The 15,740-nt window shown below is 36.1% G+C and carries 14 protein-coding genes, 7 tRNA genes and 1 other RNA gene; 6 read left to right on the forward strand and 16 right to left on the reverse strand.

Translation table 11 applies throughout. The annotated features are described in order from the left end of the window. Positions 1 to 21: 21 nt before the first annotated feature. From ACTJIP_RS19040 to rpsU, 14 genes are all read right to left on the reverse strand, one after another. Entirely contained in the window at positions 22 to 1,107 is a 1,086-nt protein-coding gene (locus ACTJIP_RS19040; RefSeq protein ID WP_180564639.1) for an efflux RND transporter periplasmic adaptor subunit, read from the reverse strand. A 2-nt stretch (positions 1,108 to 1,109) separates the two neighbouring features. Then, positions 1,110 to 2,351 (reverse strand): TolC family protein, encoded by a 1,242-nt coding sequence (locus ACTJIP_RS19045; protein ID WP_180564640.1) that lies wholly within the window; start codon positions 2,349 to 2,351, stop codon positions 1,110 to 1,112. A gap of 218 nt (positions 2,352 to 2,569) precedes the next feature. Further along, a complete protein-coding gene (locus ACTJIP_RS19050; RefSeq protein ID WP_077418883.1) occupies positions 2,570 to 3,934 on the reverse strand; it encodes an ATP-binding protein in 1,365 nt (454 codons plus the stop codon). Continuing rightward, entirely contained in the window at positions 3,935 to 4,615 is a 681-nt protein-coding gene (locus ACTJIP_RS19055) for a response regulator transcription factor (RefSeq protein WP_047379264.1), read from the reverse strand. A gap of 261 nt (positions 4,616 to 4,876) precedes the next feature. Further along, a tRNA-Thr gene (locus ACTJIP_RS19060) sits at positions 4,877 to 4,948 on the reverse strand. 42 nt (positions 4,949 to 4,990) lie between these two features. Further along, positions 4,991 to 5,063: transfer RNA gene (locus tag ACTJIP_RS19065), tRNA-Gly, on the reverse strand. Between the two features lie 89 nt (positions 5,064 to 5,152). Continuing rightward, a tRNA-Tyr gene (locus ACTJIP_RS19070) sits at positions 5,153 to 5,233 on the reverse strand. A 20-nt stretch (positions 5,234 to 5,253) separates the two neighbouring features. Next, positions 5,254 to 5,327 (reverse strand) — tRNA-Thr (locus ACTJIP_RS19075). A gap of 89 nt (positions 5,328 to 5,416) precedes the next feature. Further along, a tRNA-Gly gene (locus ACTJIP_RS19080) sits at positions 5,417 to 5,489 on the reverse strand. 89 nt (positions 5,490 to 5,578) lie between these two features. Continuing rightward, positions 5,579 to 5,659, reverse strand: a tRNA-Tyr gene (locus ACTJIP_RS19085). A 20-nt stretch (positions 5,660 to 5,679) separates the two neighbouring features. Then, positions 5,680 to 5,753 (reverse strand) — tRNA-Thr (locus ACTJIP_RS19090). A 109-nt stretch (positions 5,754 to 5,862) separates the two neighbouring features. Beyond that, a complete protein-coding gene (locus ACTJIP_RS19095) occupies positions 5,863 to 6,153 on the reverse strand; it encodes an HPF/RaiA family ribosome-associated protein (RefSeq protein WP_047386085.1) in 291 nt (96 codons plus the stop codon). Next, positions 6,150 to 7,037 (reverse strand): tyrosine-type recombinase/integrase, encoded by an 888-nt coding sequence (locus ACTJIP_RS19100; RefSeq protein ID WP_440704996.1) that lies wholly within the window; start codon positions 7,035 to 7,037, stop codon positions 6,150 to 6,152. The genes ACTJIP_RS19095 and ACTJIP_RS19100 overlap by 4 nt, the downstream gene beginning before the upstream one ends. A gap of 78 nt (positions 7,038 to 7,115) precedes the next feature. Beyond that, complete coding sequence (rpsU, locus tag ACTJIP_RS19105; RefSeq protein WP_047379266.1) at positions 7,116 to 7,313, reverse strand: 30S ribosomal protein S21; 198 nt, start codon at positions 7,311 to 7,313, stop codon at positions 7,116 to 7,118. Between the two features lie 270 nt (positions 7,314 to 7,583). Here rpsU and ssrA point away from each other — a divergent pair. The 6 genes from ssrA (at position 7,584) to pyk (ending at position 12,877) form a co-directional block, all read left to right on the forward strand. Next, positions 7,584 to 7,982: a transfer-messenger RNA gene (gene ssrA, locus ACTJIP_RS19110) on the forward strand. Between the two features lie 713 nt (positions 7,983 to 8,695). Continuing rightward, positions 8,696 to 8,935, forward strand: coding sequence for an acyl carrier protein (locus ACTJIP_RS19115; RefSeq protein ID WP_002976354.1), 240 nt, complete (start codon positions 8,696 to 8,698; stop codon positions 8,933 to 8,935). A 34-nt stretch (positions 8,936 to 8,969) separates the two neighbouring features. Then, a complete protein-coding gene (gene fabF, locus ACTJIP_RS19120) occupies positions 8,970 to 10,214 on the forward strand; it encodes a beta-ketoacyl-ACP synthase II (RefSeq protein WP_077418881.1) in 1,245 nt (414 codons plus the stop codon). 9 nt (positions 10,215 to 10,223) lie between these two features. After that, positions 10,224 to 10,988: a ribonuclease III gene (gene rnc, locus ACTJIP_RS19125; protein WP_077418880.1), complete on the forward strand. Its 765-nt coding sequence runs from the start codon at positions 10,224 to 10,226 to the stop codon at positions 10,986 to 10,988. Continuing rightward, positions 10,966 to 11,439, forward strand: a complete 474-nt coding sequence (locus tag ACTJIP_RS19130; protein ID WP_047386079.1) for an IPExxxVDY family protein — start codon at positions 10,966 to 10,968, stop codon at positions 11,437 to 11,439. The genes rnc and ACTJIP_RS19130 overlap by 23 nt, the downstream gene beginning before the upstream one ends. Further along, on the forward strand, positions 11,432 to 12,877 hold the full coding sequence (pyk, locus tag ACTJIP_RS19135; RefSeq protein WP_077419354.1) for a pyruvate kinase: 1,446 nt from the start codon (positions 11,432 to 11,434) through the stop codon (positions 12,875 to 12,877). The genes ACTJIP_RS19130 and pyk overlap by 8 nt, the downstream gene beginning before the upstream one ends. Positions 12,878 to 13,048: 171 nt before the next feature. Here the strand turns inward: pyk and ACTJIP_RS19140 are convergent, their stop codons facing one another. Next, positions 13,049 to 14,341 (reverse strand): aldehyde dehydrogenase family protein, encoded by a 1,293-nt coding sequence (locus ACTJIP_RS19140; protein ID WP_440704956.1) that lies wholly within the window; start codon positions 14,339 to 14,341, stop codon positions 13,049 to 13,051. A gap of 136 nt (positions 14,342 to 14,477) precedes the next feature. Further along, positions 14,478 to 15,398 carry a formimidoylglutamase gene (gene hutG, locus ACTJIP_RS19145; RefSeq protein WP_077419353.1) on the reverse strand — a complete coding sequence of 307 codons (921 nt, stop codon included), beginning with the start codon at positions 15,396 to 15,398 and terminating at the stop codon, positions 14,478 to 14,480. Between the last annotated feature and the right edge of the window lie 342 nt (positions 15,399 to 15,740).

Genomic DNA, 15,740 nt, shown 5'->3' on the forward strand with positions numbered 1-15,740 from the left:
TTCTTAATGGTTTAAGTAAGGCTAGCTGTTCAGGGAGCGGTATATCAGCAGCTGGTTGTTGGTAATCACTTCTTCTCCTTCTTTCAGACCATCTGAAATATAAGTGACATCACCTACCTGCTTTAATACTTTAATTTCTCTGACCTTCACATCTGTTCTGGATTTAAAAATCACTACAAAACTTTTGTTATCATCAAAAATCACTGCTTTGGATGGAACAGTCAGCATCGTATTGCTTTCCAGGCTGGAAACTTTTATAGTTGCTTTACTGTCCGGAATGAGGAGTCCATTAGCATTATCCAATACCACTCTTGCCTGCATGGCATTGGTTTGCGGATCAATAATTTTGAATATTTTATCAATTTTCCCGTCAAAAACTTTATCCGGGTAAGACAGAGTGGACACCTGGGCTTTCATTCCCAGACTGATTTTATCAATATCCGATTCGTTAACATTCATAATGGCCCAAACGTTGGTTGTATTGGCAACATCAAAGATATTATCACTTCTGTCACTTCTAAGCTGCATATCTTTATTGATACTTTTCTGAACAATATAACCGTTGATGGGTGCTACAACACTGTATATATTTCCGGTTTTCACATTATAAACCGTACTTACTGCCGCTGCTCTCTGCAACTGGTCTTCTGCTTTTTGTAACTGGCTTTTGGCTTCCAGGACATCTCTTTCAGTGTTTAGCTTTCCTTCATACAGCTCCTTTGCAACACGAAGATTATTTTTCGCCACTACCAGATCTGTTTTTGCATCGCTTACATCTTTTTGAATTTCTGCAAGCTCGGTACTCCTGATTGTTGCCAGTACCTGTCCTTTTTTCACATAATCACCCAGCTCTACATTTACACTCATCACGTTTCCTCCTACCAACGGGTAAACGTCTATATAACTATTTTTATCGGCAGAGATCTTTCCGTAAAAGCTATATTCATCTTCTATATTCTTTTTTTCAACTTTGGCCAGGGAAACAGAATTCAACATCGTGTTGCTCAACTCAAATCCTTTTTTGACGTGATTGGTTTTCTCTTCCTCTTTTTTTGAACAGGCCAATAATGAAAGGGCCATCAATACGGGGATAATATATGTTTTCATGATTAATAGAAGATTTTCGTTTGTACTAATTGATTGAGCTGTTCCGCTGACTGCATGATCTCATTTTTCATATCATAGATCTGCAGTGCTGTTTCCCTGTAGCTATCCATAAAGTCTGTGAATTCAATCAGGTTGACATTTCCTTTTCTGAAATTATTCAGCATTCCATTGTATACAAGATCCATATTCTGCAGATCTGTAGTTTTGATGTCCGAAAGCTGGTCATACTGAGCTTTCCAGGTTTTATAAGCAGACTGCACTTTGGTTTCCAGGGTCAGTTTCTGAAAGTCAGCATTTTTCTGATTCTGCTGAATAGCATAGTTTGCTTTTACCACATTCCCCTGATTCGCTTTCCATAAGGGCAAAGGAATTCCTAAGGTAAGGTTCGCTTCATTATTGAAAGTTCCGCCTGCCTGATCCCATGCAGCACCTACGGTCACATCCGGAACATTTAAGGATTTCTGCCATTGTGCATATAACTTGCTGTTATCAATGAGTTTCAGATTGTATTGGTAATCTGCATTATTTTCCAGCGCTTTACTTTTCAGTTCTTCTTCATTTCCGAAAGGCTGCGCAGCCAGAGATTCTTTAGCTTCAGCTTCAGACATCGTTGGCTCTATTTCTTCCGAAACACCTGTTAAAACTTTCAGATTCTGTTCAAAATCCAGAATATTTTTATTGATCTCCAGTTTATCATGATTCAGCTGGATCACAATACTCTGTAACCTGACAGCATCTTTAAGGGAAATATTTCCTTTTGCGGACTGTACACGATAAGCGTTTAAAAGATCATTCATATACCCTAACTGCTTATTGGTGTTCTCCAGTTTTAGTTTTTCGTAATAAAGGTTGAAATAGGCGGAACGAAGCTGAGATCTTAAATCTGCCAACAGTTGGGAAAACTGAAGTTGGGCAAGTTCTTTATTGGATCTGGCAAAAGCAATTTCATTTTTCTTTTTACCACCCATATAGATCAATTGAGTAATTCCTGCTCCTTTTGAGCGTCCTACATCAAAAATCTTCTTATCCTGAGGATTGTAAGCATTGAACTGTCCGCTTAATTGTGGCAATTCCCAGATTTTAGCCTGCAGAATATCTGCATCAGCCATATTGATGTTGTATTGTTCGGCGAGCAGCTGGAGGTTGTTCTTCTGAAAGGCTTCTTCGCAATCCAAAAGAGACATCTGCTGTTGTGCTGCCATGAATGAGGAAACGGCGAGACACAGCACTGCAATTCTGTTCATTGTTTTTCTTTTTAAATTACAAAATTGCTCTGATGCTATTAAAAGAAACTTAAATGGTGCTTAAAAAAATATTAAAATCTCCTTCTACAGGACGTTTCAAAGAAAGAAAACAGCAGTTGAACAGGTGTTTTATTCTCCAATAGTTGAATTTTTATTCAAAAATTTAATCTGGAGTTTAACAAAAAGCAACTGCATTTGAGACCAGTTGCTTTTGAATATTATTTTTTAAAAATTAGAGTGAATTTATTAATATATTCCTGAGGGGAAGAATATATGATATCAGCATCATGATATTCCAGAATCCTTTTGACAATTCTAAGTCCTAAACCTGATCCCGCAATATTCTGAGCATTATTTCCTCTAGTGAAAGCTTCAAACAGTTTGGTCTGCTCATCTTCGGAAATAGTATTCCCATGAGAAAGAACTTCTACAGAAAGGGTATCATTCGTTTCGGTAATCAAGACATTCACTTCTGAATTGTCAGAATATACTGCTGCATTTTTAAAGAGATTAATAAAGACAATGACCAATAGCGATTGAATTCCCTTTATCATCAGAAAAGCATTTTCGGAACTCTCTTCATTAATCAGAAAATCCAGCTTAAGCTGTGGATAACTTTTCTCTACCGCTTCAAAAGCCTCAAAGATGGCTTCATCAATCCTTACCTCTTCATAAATACTCTGAATATTTTCTTTATCAAATTTTGTAAGCAGCAAAAGTGAATTCGTCAAATCTGACAATTGATATACATCCCGCTGAATCTGTTGTAAAGAAGACAGGGTTTCCGGGGAATGTTCTTCAAATTTTATGAGGTTCTCCAGCTGAAATGCCATTCTTGTTATAGGGGTCCTGATCTCATGGGAAGCACTTGCCGTAAAATCCTTTTGTGACTGAAATACGTCATCCAGCCTTCCGATCATTGTATTAAATGATTTTGCCAGCACACTGACTTCATCATTAGACTGCTCAACAGGTATCTGTGTTGTAAGTTTATGGGCCGTCACTTCAGAAATCTCTTTGTTCAGGTCTTCCAGCGGACGAAGGAATTTTTCAACAAAATAATAACTGAAAAAGCCAATAAGAAGGGTACTCATGGCATAAGCGGTAATCAAAAGGTATTTCAGAAACCCCAGCTTCGATTTTCCATTGGTATCAAAGGCACTGGTAAGAATATAATAGTTTTCACCATTAATAGTCCTGAGTGCGGCATAGATCTCCGGAACTGTTCTTTCCGTATAGATAATCTTCTTTTTATCCAGTTCTTTAAGCATCGCACTGTCCCAGGTGACATTCCGGTCTTTGATGGTACTGTAGATCAGCTCTTTTTTTTCATTGAAAATTAAAATCTTTTCATTCAAAAGAATGTTATCTGAATTTTCATTAAAGAAAACCGGAGCTTCCTCTTCAAAGTCTTTAGATTTGGAAATGAAATGGGAAGTAAATTCAAGTCTCTGCCTGAAGCGTTCTTTAAATTCATCTCTTCTGAAATCGTTAAAAGATAAATAAATGACCGCCATCACCATTCCAAAAAGTAATGAAAAGGCGATACTGATCGTTAAAGCTATCTTCCTTTTTAAAGACATTTATAATGGGCTAAGGTAATATCCGAAACCTGAACGGGTATGGATCAGTTTTATTTTAAAATCTTTGTCAATCTTTTTCCTTAGGAAATTGATATAAACTTCAACTGTATTGGTATTCGTGTTAAAATTATGTTCCCAAACATGTTCTGTAATCTGCTGTTTTGAAACCGTTCTTCCCTGCGCTTCCGCAAGATAAACCAGCAGCTGAAATTCTTTTAATGTAAGGGTGATTTCATTTCCTCCACGATAGACCTTCTGCTCGGTCTTGTTGATAATAAGATCATCAATTCTGAGAATATCCTGATCTGAATTATCGGAAGGTGCTTTTCTTCTCAGCAGTGAATTCATTCTTAAAAGAAGCTCTTCAAACTGAAAAGGCTTTACCAGATAATCATCAGCCAGTCTGGTGAAGGCATCCTTTTTATCAGAGATATCTCCATAGGCAGAAATGATAATGATTGGTGTATTCTTATCAAAAGAACGGATTGTCTGGCAGACATCAAGCCCATTTATTTTAGGAACATTGATATCGAGCAAATACAGCTCATAAGTATTATTTTTTATCTGGCGGAGAAAAGTTTCCCCGTCGTAGATTTTATCACAGTTAAAATTATTTGATTCTAAAAATCGGCAAAGTTCTGCAGACAGAATGAGATCATCTTCTAATAAAAGAATATTCATCAAAAATTTATTTTACACGAATTTAACGAAAATTTTATGATTGTGATTCTAAAGATGGAGTAAAAATTTCCACGGCACCCCAATATCCTGCTCCTAACACATTAAAAATGATCTGGAGAAAAAAATGGAATGGAATCAATTTACACTTTTGTTTAAGCAAGTGTTTAACTATAAAACTTCTTCAGTGACACAATCACTTCATTCTTATTTTCAAAAAATAGGGGTAAAAAAAAAATCCCGAAGAAATTCGGGAAAATCGAGAGCCAACTACGGGACTTGAACCCGTGACCTCTTCCTTACCAAGGAAGCACTCTACCGCTGAGCTAAGTCGGCATCAACTAAAAAAATCACACTAAGTAGCGTGATTTTTTTTTGAGCGGAAGACGGGGGTCGAACCCGCGACATTCAGCTTGGAAGGCTGACGCTCTACCAACTGAGCTACTTCCGCAATTTTGTTTCCAAAACCATTGGTAAACGCTGTGCAAAACTAAGAAAACTTATTTAATCTTGCAAGTTTTTTTTTATAAAAATATAAAGTGGGGAGAGCAGGATTCGAACCTACGAAGCCGAAGCAACTGAGTTACAGTCAGTCCCATTTAGCCACTCTGGAATCTCCCCAGATATTTTATATTAAAATGAGCCTCCAGAGGGATTCGAACCCACGACCCCGAGATTACAAATCACGTGCTCTGGCCAACTGAGCTATGGAGGCATTTTAATAAAAGACTGAAAGTGATTGAGAGAATCTACTCTACACATTTCAGTGTTAAAAAAAATCACTCTTATCGAGGTATTTTTTTGAGCGGAAGACGGGGGTCGAACCCGCGACATTCAGCTTGGAAGGCTGACGCTCTACCAACTGAGCTACTTCCGCAATTTTGTTTCCAAAACCATTGGTAAACGCTGTGCAAAACTAAGAAAACTTATTTAATCTTGCAAGTTTTTTTTTATAAAAATATAAAGTGGGGAGAGCAGGATTCGAACCTACGAAGCCGAAGCAACTGAGTTACAGTCAGTCCCATTTAGCCACTCTGGAATCTCCCCAGATATTTTATATTAAAATGAGCCTCCAGAGGGATTCGAACCCACGACCCCGAGATTACAAATCACGTGCTCTGGCCAACTGAGCTATGGAGGCAAATATAAAAAAGAATTCAAAAGATCGCTGTTCCTTTTTTGCGAGTGCAAATATAGAACGGATTTTTTGAATTCTCAAATTTTTTATAAACTTTTTTGAACTTTTTTTTCTACGCCATTTCTTTTTTCTTGATTAATAGCTTTTTAGCAGTATCAACACAAAGGTCTAGACTTTCTTCAAAACTTGCAGATGTCTTTTTTACTACAATATCATCTCCCGGAACCGCCAGAATAAGCTCAGTTGTTTTATTCACTTTATCAGCGTTATTTTCTACTTTCAAAAATACCTTACACTCCTGAATCTTGTCATAGAAGGTATCTAATTTACTTACTTTTTTGTCAATGTGTGACTCTAGTGGTTCGTGTGGAGTTAAACCAATTGATTGTACTGAAATCTTCATAATTCTTCTTTTTTTGAAGCTCGAGGGTGAGCCTGATTAAACACTTTTTTCAATTGTTCAATATTAGCATTCGTATAGACCTGAGTACTGGCAAGACTTGAATGCCCTAATATTTTTTTTACTTTGGAGATCTCCGCCCCATTATCCAATACGTGAGTAGCAAAGCTATGACGAAGGATGTGAGGACTTTTTTTTTCTTTCGTTGTTATAAGACTAAGGTACTTATTAACTACCACATAAACAAATTTTTCGTTGAGTTTTTTCCCCTTCTTATTTACAAAAAAATATGATTTAAATTCTGTCTGCGGATTTCTTATCGCCAGATAGCTTTTAAGAAGTTCAGACAGTTCATTGGAGACAGGAATTACCCTTTCTTTATTTCCCTTCCCTATGACTCTTAATTCATTTTCACATAAATCAACATGCTCAAATATCAGGCCACAAAGTTCCGCTTTACGCATACCTGTCTGATAAAGAACTTCCATGATGCATTTTTCAAGCACATCATGCATCTGCTCAAAGATCCTGTCATTAAGATCTGTCATTTCCTCCTTAGACATAGGGATTTGTTTTTCAGCGTAAAACTTCAGGGAAGAGATACCTTCGGTGGGAGAAATTTTAATTTCGCCTATTTTTAAAAGAAAAAGATAAAAACTACGTAGAGAAGATAATTTTCTGTTGATACTTCTTTTGGAAATATCGTTTTCGCTCAGTTCAACAATGAAATTTCTGATGATTTTTTTGTCTGCTTTGGCCAGATTGTCAGAAGACTCTGTTCGGAGAAAGAAATGGGAGAAGTCTTCAAGGTCTTTTTTGTAGCTTGTAACAGTATGAGGAGAGTACCTTTTTTCGAATTGTAAGTATTCTAAAAACTTTTCCAGCATCATAGGTATAAAAATAAAAATTCACTCCTCAAATATAAGAATTTAAGAAGTGAATTAATATATGGTTAAGAAAAAATCTTAAGCCTGCTCTTCTTTACTAAGTGCTCTTTGTTTGTAAGCAGCTTTTAACCTTGATTGTCTCAAAGTTACAGAAGGCTTGATAAACGCTTGTCTAGATCTTAATTGACGAACTGTACCTGTTTTATCAAATTTTCTCTTGTATTTTTTTAAAGCTCTGTCGATGGATTCACCATCTTTTACTGGAATTATTAACATATTTTACATCTCATTTTGGATTGCAAAACTAGACAATTTTTCTTAAAACACAAAATATATTACCACAAAGAATTACTCTTTCATTTAAAAACCCTTTACAAACCCAGTATTAAAAGCATTTAACTATGATAATATTTTTATCCACAATGACTAAACATTCAATTGCTAACCGCTTCAAATTATTTATTTTACAATCTCTTCTCATTAAAAAAACACCCATATTAATGAAATATAAACAAAAAGCATTACCTTTGCATTCACTTTATTCATGGGGTTGACTGGTTTCGACAGCAAGACCAATGGGTAAGTAAGCATGCAGAGAACCGTAGCGCGATCTCTATAATCCCTTGCTACAAAATTTTAACTGGCAACGAAGAGTTCGCTCTTGCAGCTTAATATCGAAGTATAGTAGATCAAGCGTTTTCCTGAAGATAGTAAGGAAGCAAGATATCTCACAAATGCTCTGTTCTGCGGCGTTTGATCCTGAGATATAGGAATGCGGGAATAAGATTTTAGAAGCTTCGGCTAAAATTCGAAAACTTTAGAAGATAAGCTGGAAGTTGGGTGTCTGCCCTCTGCCTTCAGTCGAAAACCAATGGTAGAATAAGCATGTAGAAATCTTATGTATTGCTTGTTTGGACGAGGGTTCGAATCCCTCCAACTCCACTAAAATAAAAGAGAATCTGGAAAATCAGATTCTCTTTTTTTATTACTACACCTGATTCAGAATATCATTGTGAATTTGACGAATAGCTCTACTATAATCGAACTGAACTTAACGAACTTCTTCATAGTCACTACCACTATTAGTTGCCATTTTTTGAATTAAAAGACTTTCAATCACCTGCTCTCCAGTGTCACTATTGAGTATAGTTATGTATATTCCAATTTATCTCAGATAGTTTAGCACGACCTGCACAAAATAATTCCTAAGCCATTCTATTTCTTCATCACCTTTTAAACTTCATTGTGAAATAACTTAAAAAGTTATATCTAATAAATGAAATATTATCATTAAACCCTATTGCTTCTGCAAAAAAGGATCTACCCACCTAGCTTATCATTCTTTCTCTTTGAGCACATTTAATCTTGCTTTTTCCAAATTTCTTACTAATTCCAAATACAAAAACTAATACAAAGTGTTACGATTTCTGCTATCACTTTCATATTATAAAAAGGTATCCTTTGAAATACTTCCAGCTTATTTGAATTTGAAATCTAGCACTCAATACATAACAAATTATAACCTACTGAAAACTAAAAGACTAAAGCGACACAATTTAAAATGAAAGCTTCTCGTCCACAAAAAAGGCTAAAAAAATGTTTTATCGTAAAGAATTTTATATATTTGCACCATCTAACAATTAAAAAAATAATTTACTATGTCAGACATTGCATCAAGAGTAAAAGCTATCATCGCGGATAAGCTTGACGTTGAAGAAACAGAAGTAACTCCTGAAGCTAGCTTCACTAACGATTTAGGAGCTGATTCACTAGATACAGTTGAGTTAATCATGGAATTTGAAAAAGAATTTAATATTCAGATCCCTGATGACCAAGCTGAAAAAATTACTACTGTAGGGCACGCTATCGCTTACATCGAAGAAGTAGTAAATAAATAATATTCTTCAACAAAAAAGAAATTAAACAAAGTTTATGGAATTAAAAAGAGTAGTTGTAACCGGATTTGGAGCAATAACACCAATAGGAAATAATGCAAAAGAATACTGGGAAAATCTTGTAAAAGGTGAGAGCGGTGCCGCTCCGATTACTCTTTTTGATGCCACAAACTTTAAAACGAAGTTCGCTTGCGAAGTGAAAAATTTCGATCCGTTACAGCATTTCGACAAGAAAGAGTCTAAAAAAATGGACCGAAACACTCAATTGGGGCTTGTTGCTGCCAGAGAAGCAGTAGCACATTCTGGAATTATTGAAGACAATGTAGATAAAAACAGAGTTGGAGTAATCTGGGGTTCCGGAATCGGAGGATTAGAGACTTTTGAAACTGAAGTGTTAGGATGGGCCAATACGGAAATTCCGAGATTCAACCCGTTCTTTATTCCGAAAATGATTGCGGATATCACTCCAGGACATATCTCTATTGAGTATGGTTTCCACGGACCTAATTACACTACCGTATCTGCATGTGCATCTTCAGCAAACGCTATAATTGATTCCAAAATGCTGATCCAGTTGGGAAAAGCAGACGTGATTGTGTGCGGAGGCTCTGAAGCAGCCGTTACAGCAAGTGGTGTCGGTGGATTTAATGCAATGATGGCACTTTCTACAAGAAATGATGATCCTAAAACAGCTTCAAGACCTTTTGACAAAGACAGAGATGGATTTGTATTAGGTGAAGGAGCAGGATGTATTATTCTTGAAGAATATGAGCACGCTGTAAAACGTGGTGCTACAATTTACGCAGAATTATTAGGAGGAGGTCTAAGTGCTGATGCACATCACATGACTGCTCCTCACCCTGAAGGCCTTGGTGCTTATCTGGTAATGAAGAGTTGCCTGGAAGATGCAGGTTTAACTGCTGATGAAGTAGATCATATCAATATGCATGGTACTTCTACTCCATTAGGAGACATCGCAGAATCCAATGCAATCTCAAGATTATTAGGCGAGCATGCTTACGACATTCAGATTAATTCTACAAAATCAATGACAGGCCACCTTCTTGGTGCTGCAGGTGTTATTGAAGCTATCGCTGCATTGGGAACTATTATTCATGGTATTGTTCCTCCTACCATCAACCATTTTACTGATGATGAAAATATTGACAGCAGACTAAACTTTACGTTTAGCACAGCTGTGAAAAAAGATGTAAAAGTAGCCATGAGCAATACTTTTGGATTTGGCGGGCATAACGCTTGCGTTCTATTTAAGAAAATCTAAATTCAATGAATGGAGTTACAGAAATACTTTTCTAAATTCCTTCTCAAAAAAAGAAAAAGACAATTAACGGAGAGAGAGTATTTTCTCAGTACCGAGCTTAAAAAAGTGTTAGGTACAGAGGTACAGAATATAGCTCTTTACCGCGAAGCTTTTTCTTTGAAAAATTCTTCTAAAAATCAAGACAGCAACTACGAAAGGCTTGAATTTTTGGGAGATTCTGTTTTGGGTACAATTATTTCTTGTCATTTGTTCCAGACCTATCCTCAGGCTAATGAGGGATATCTGACCCAAATGAAATCTAAGATTGTTAATAGGAAAAACCTCAATAAATTAGGCGAAGACCTTAAGCTTACCAACCTTTTGCAAAAGCAAAACAGTTCTTCTGCTTTGGGCGAGAATATCTCCGGAAATTTATTCGAAGCCCTAATTGGTGCCGTTTATTTAGACTTCCATTATGATACCTGTAAAAGGATTATTTTGGAAAAATTGCTGACCCCTTCTGAAATCAATAAGCTTGAAAACAAAATTGTAAGCTATAAAGGTCTACTGCTCGAATGGAGCCAAAAGAAGAAGGTCAATATAAAATACGAAACCTGCGAAGAAATACAAGCTAATAAATCTGTGGTATTCCGATGTCACGTGTGGCTGGGTGAAGGAAAAATTGCTAATGCAACAGAAACTTCCAAGAAAAAAGCAGAGGAAAAGGCAGCACAAAGGGCATTTTATATTTTAAATAAAAAAGAAAATATACTTGGAAATTCAAAAACTTTATGATCTTGATGATATAGAATTTGAAGATATTACCATAGGATTGGTAAGATTAGCAAAAGATGTACCTGCTCATGAGTTTTTTTACAAAATAAATCAAGCCAACAATCTCAGCTTTTCACGAAAAAAAGATCTTGTCTTTCATGGAGGATATTATGATTATTTTTTTCCACGATTTGAGGCCTATCACAAGTTTTCCAGGACCTGTTTTACCTTTATTTCAAATAAATCTTCTGAAAGTAAGCAAAAAAAAGTTCAGACAGAACTCTTTACAGAAGAAGAAAACATTAAATTTTTATTAAATAATCAGGTAGATGTGGAATATATTCTGCATAGTTCGGAACAGTTTCCTGATTTTTCCGTAATTTTGCTCCCTGAAAATCTTGTGTTTCCAATTCAAGATTATACACTGAGTTCTGATGAAGAACTTTATCAAATTATCCAGTATTATGAATAAGTATTTAAAGAAGACAAAAATTATCGCAACACTAGGGCCTGCTTCGTCATCGAAGGAGGTAATGTTAGATTTAATGAAAGCGGGTGTTGATATTTTCAGAATAAATTTTTCCCATGCAGATTACGACTTAGTTCGAAACAATATTGAAATAATTAGAGAGCTAAACAGCGAGTATGGTTATTCAGTAGGAATCCTGGGAGATCTTCAAGGGCCAAAGCTGAGAGTGGGAGTTGTAAAGGAAGGATCTTACCTGAATCCAGGTGATATTCTTACTTTTACCAATGAAAAGATGGAGGGAGATTCCACTAAGGTGTATATGACTTACCAACAGTTTCCACAAGATGTAAAAGTAGGAGAAAGAATCCTTATTGATGATGGAAAACTAATGCTGGAAGTTATCGAAACCAATGAAATAGATACCGTAAAAGCAAAAACCATTCAAGGAGGTCCGTTAAGTTCTAAAAAAGGAGTGAACCTACCTAATACAAATGTATCTCTTCCTGCATTGACAGAAAAAGATATTCAGGATGCCAATTTCATGCTTGACATGGAGGTTGACTGGATTGCCTTATCATTTGTTCGTCATGCTCAGGATATTATCGACTTGAAGGAGCTTATCAAAGCGCATCCAAATGGTAAATTCAAGACTCCGATTATTGCGAAGATTGAAAAGCCTGAAGGCGTTAAAAATATTGAGGAAATCCTTCTTGAATGTGATGGATTAATGGTAGCTCGTGGGGATCTTGGAGTAGAAGTTCCAATGGAAGAAGTTCCTGCGATCCAGAAAAACCTGGTAGAAAAAGCAAGATTCTATTCTAAGCCGGTGATTATCGCTACCCAGATGATGGAGACCATGATCAACAGTTTGACACCAACAAGAGCAGAAGTAAATGACGTTGCCAACTCTGTATTGGATGGAGCTGATGCAGTAATGCTTTCCGGAGAAACTTCTGTAGGCAGATATCCGGTACAGGTAGTGGAAAATATGGCTAAAATCGTAAAGAATATCGAGACCACTCATTTTTACCAACACAAAAATGAGCCAATCGAAAAAGATTATAACTGTATTGATGAGAGATTCATTACAAACAGGGTTTGTCTTGCAGCGGTAAGAATTGCTAAAACAACAAACGTTTCTGCTATTGTGACGCTTACTCACTCTGGTTACACTGCTTTCCAGCTTGCAGCACACAGACCAAACTCTCATATCATTGTATATAGTGGTAACAAAAGAGTGATTACCATGCTGAACCTTCTTTGGGGTGTTCACGCATACTATTATGATATGAAGAAATCTACTGATGAAACAATCATCCAGGTAAATATGCTGACTCATAACTACGGTTATATTGAAACCGGAGACTTTGTAATCAATATCAATGCTACTCCATCATACGAAGGTGGAAAAACGAATACGCTGAGATTGACGACAGTATAAGCAAAATTACTTTTGTAAAAAACATATAAAAAACTCCTGGAAATGATTTCCGGGAGTTTTTGTTTATAGTGTAAAGTCTACTCTTAACTTATAAATGTTCGTTTGCCATTCTGAACAAAACGGAGTGAAGTGAAAAATCTCTGAGATTCCTCGGAATGACATTTACACATCTTAATTACCTACAATAGTCTTAGCTGTCACGAATTCTTTTAAAGCCAACAGGGATAATTCTGTTCCATATCCTGAAGCTTTTGATCCTCCAAACGGAAAACGCGGATCAGAGCTTGTCATTCTGTTGATATTGACTGTTCCTGATTCAAGGTTTTCAATGAAGAATAATTGGCGGTGTTTATTTTTTGTCCATACAGAATTGGAAAGCCCAAAAGGAATATCATTAGCCATTTGTAAGGCTTCTTCATCATTTTTTGCAATCATAACCATACCAAGAGGTCCGAAAAGCTCTTCCTTTAAAATTGGATTTCCTTCCTGAACTCTGATTAAGCCTGGCTTAAATTCATTTTCTGAAATTCTTTCCAGAGGAATAATGATTTCTGCACCATTTTCCAACGCTCTGTTGAATTGAGCTTCCAACTCATCAGCCAGGTCAGGTCTTGCCATTCCTGCCAATTTGGTTTCTTTATCTAAGGGATCTCCAATTTCATATTTTTTATATTCTTCAATGAATATAGGGAGAAACTCATTTTCGATTTTTTCGTCAATGATAAATCTTTTAGCCGCAGTACAGGTTTGTCCACAGTTTTGAAGTCTGGATTTTACTCCAGCTTTTGCTGCTGCTTCCAGATCTGCATCATCAAAAATGATAAATGCATCACTTCCACCTAATTCAAGCAAAGATTTTTTGATATTTAAACCAGCTATTGACGCTACTTCACCGCCGGCTTTTCCACTTCCTGTAAGACTTACCCCTCTTACAGCATCATGCTCAAGAATTTCCTTTACTGCTTTGTGTCCTACTTCAAGATTCTGGAAAATACCTTCCGGAAAACCTGCTTCCAAAAGAACATCTTCAATTGCATTTCCGCTTCCGAAACAAATTGAAGCATGCTTCAAAACAATTGTATTTCCAGCTAAAATTGCAGGAGTAGCAAATCTCAATACCTGCCAAAAAGGAAAATTCCATGGCATTACTCCTAAAATCACTCCTTTCGGAGCGTAATGAACTTCAGAATAAGCAAATTCAGATTCTACTTTTTCTGGTTTCAAAATATTATCAGCAGCGGCATAATAATTCATCATTAAAGCACACTTTTCCACTTCAGCTATTGATTCTGAAATGGGCTTATTCATTTCTGTTGTAATTATTCTACCAAATCTCTCTGAATTATTCTTTAAAATTTCTGCTGCTTTTGCAATTAACTTCTGCCTTTCCTCAAACGGCACTTTTCTCCACACTGAAAACGCTTTATCTGCTTTAATAAGCTTGCTTTCAATTAATTGTTCCATAATATAAATCTGTTTTAAATTCAGCTAATGAATTTATGAGCGCTTTTGTTTTAAAAGCACGGTGAAATCAGCAAATTTCATTCCTTAAAGGTCAATAAAATAATGATTTTCTCTATCGGAAGAATATAGCTTTATCTTAAATCATTAGCCATTCATTCACAAGACATGCTGCCAGTCTTGCTGTTCGGTCCTGGATATCGAAAGAAGGATTAACTTCCGCTACATCCATTGCAACCAATTTTTTATTTTTTAAGATATGCCTGTAAAAATGCATAAAGGTTGGATCCGCAAAGATTCCGTTATACGCTGCAGCCGAAACTCCGGGAGCGACAGATGCATTAAAGACATCCATACAAATTGTAAGATAGGCATAATCTACCGTATCCAATAATTCGTCAATACGCTGATAGATTGACGGAAGGTTTTCAAAAAACAGTTCATCAGCCAGAATATATTTCATTCCGTACTGATGAGCAGTATCAAATAGCTTCAGTGTATTGGAGTTTCTCTGAATTCCAATATGCAGAGAATTGATAGGACCTTCCTGAGCAATCTGCCAGAATCCGGTTCCTGAGCTTGCCCCTACTCCTTTTTCCGGCTGTCTGTTATCAAAATGGGCATCAAGATTAATAATCCCTATTTTTTGCTCCGGAAAAGCTGTTTTGACTCCTAAATAATGAGCATATGTAACCTCATGGCCTCCACCCAATACAAGGGATTTTCCGCCTTTTAAAAGTACTTTTGAAACATTTTTAGCAAGATTGTTCTGTGTATTTTCCAGATTACCATCGTCACAGGTAATATTCCCAAAATCCAGCATTGAAAAGTCAGGAAGAATCACCGGGAAATTGGACATGTTTTTTCTGATTACATCAGGTGCGTCCTTAGCTCCCTGACGGCCTTTATTTCGCCTTACTCCTTCATCTACAGCAAAACCATGCAGTACGAAGTCATCCGTTGCGATATTATCGTAGTTACGTTCTTCTTTTACTCTTTGAAATATTCTGTGATGGAGAAGTTCTTCTCCGTCCAATCTGCCTTGCCAAATATTACTCATCATTAATAATTTCAATTTGTATATTGTTTCTTTAAAGTTCAATCAAATCAAACTATTTTTAATTGTTATCCCAGTTTTTTTATTGTTTACTTTTTCTAATCAAGGAAGTGTATACACTTTTCATTATTTGAAAAATACAAAATATGATCATGAAAAAAAAGTAAAAAGATAATAGTACTATCGCTAGAAAAGCTATAAAAAGAAATCCGGAATAAAATATTTCTAAAAACTGTTTTTCCCCTTCGATCAAATTCCTATAATTCCAAAAAGACTGCAAAAAAGTAATCACATTTAAAGATACTATGAGTAGTACCAAATAAATTATCAAATTTTTAATAGCTT

Source organism: Chryseobacterium sp. 22543 (assembly GCF_052044565.1).
Classification (GTDB): domain Bacteria; phylum Bacteroidota; class Bacteroidia; order Flavobacteriales; family Weeksellaceae; genus Chryseobacterium.

Excerpts from the sequence above, each read along its gene's own strand:
- ACTJIP_RS19115 (WP_002976354.1), top strand. The coding sequence starts at position 8,696 with ATGTCAGACATTGCATCAAGAGTAAAAGCTATCATCGCGGATAAGCTT.
- rpsU (WP_047379266.1), bottom strand. The coding sequence starts at position 7,313 with ATGTTAATAATTCCAGTAAAAGATGGTGAATCCATCGACAGAGCTTTA.
- rnc (WP_077418880.1), top strand. The coding sequence starts at position 10,224 with ATGGAGTTACAGAAATACTTTTCTAAATTCCTTCTCAAAAAAAGAAAA.
- fabF (WP_077418881.1), top strand. The coding sequence starts at position 8,970 with ATGGAATTAAAAAGAGTAGTTGTAACCGGATTTGGAGCAATAACACCA.
- ACTJIP_RS19140 (WP_440704956.1), bottom strand. The coding sequence starts at position 14,341 with ATGGAACAATTAATTGAAAGCAAGCTTATTAAAGCAGATAAAGCGTTT.
- ACTJIP_RS19040 (WP_180564639.1), bottom strand. The coding sequence starts at position 1,107 with ATGAAAACATATATTATCCCCGTATTGATGGCCCTTTCATTATTGGCC.
- ACTJIP_RS19055 (WP_047379264.1), bottom strand. The coding sequence starts at position 4,615 with ATGAATATTCTTTTATTAGAAGATGATCTCATTCTGTCTGCAGAACTT.
- ACTJIP_RS19045 (WP_180564640.1), bottom strand. The coding sequence starts at position 2,351 with ATGAACAGAATTGCAGTGCTGTGTCTCGCCGTTTCCTCATTCATGGCA.
- ACTJIP_RS19050 (WP_077418883.1), bottom strand. The coding sequence starts at position 3,934 with ATGTCTTTAAAAAGGAAGATAGCTTTAACGATCAGTATCGCCTTTTCA.
- hutG (WP_077419353.1), bottom strand. The coding sequence starts at position 15,398 with ATGAGTAATATTTGGCAAGGCAGATTGGACGGAGAAGAACTTCTCCAT.
- ACTJIP_RS19100 (WP_440704996.1), bottom strand. The coding sequence starts at position 7,037 with ATGCTGGAAAAGTTTTTAGAATACTTACAATTCGAAAAAAGGTACTCT.
- pyk (WP_077419354.1), top strand. The coding sequence starts at position 11,432 with ATGAATAAGTATTTAAAGAAGACAAAAATTATCGCAACACTAGGGCCT.
- ACTJIP_RS19095 (WP_047386085.1), bottom strand. The coding sequence starts at position 6,153 with ATGAAGATTTCAGTACAATCAATTGGTTTAACTCCACACGAACCACTA.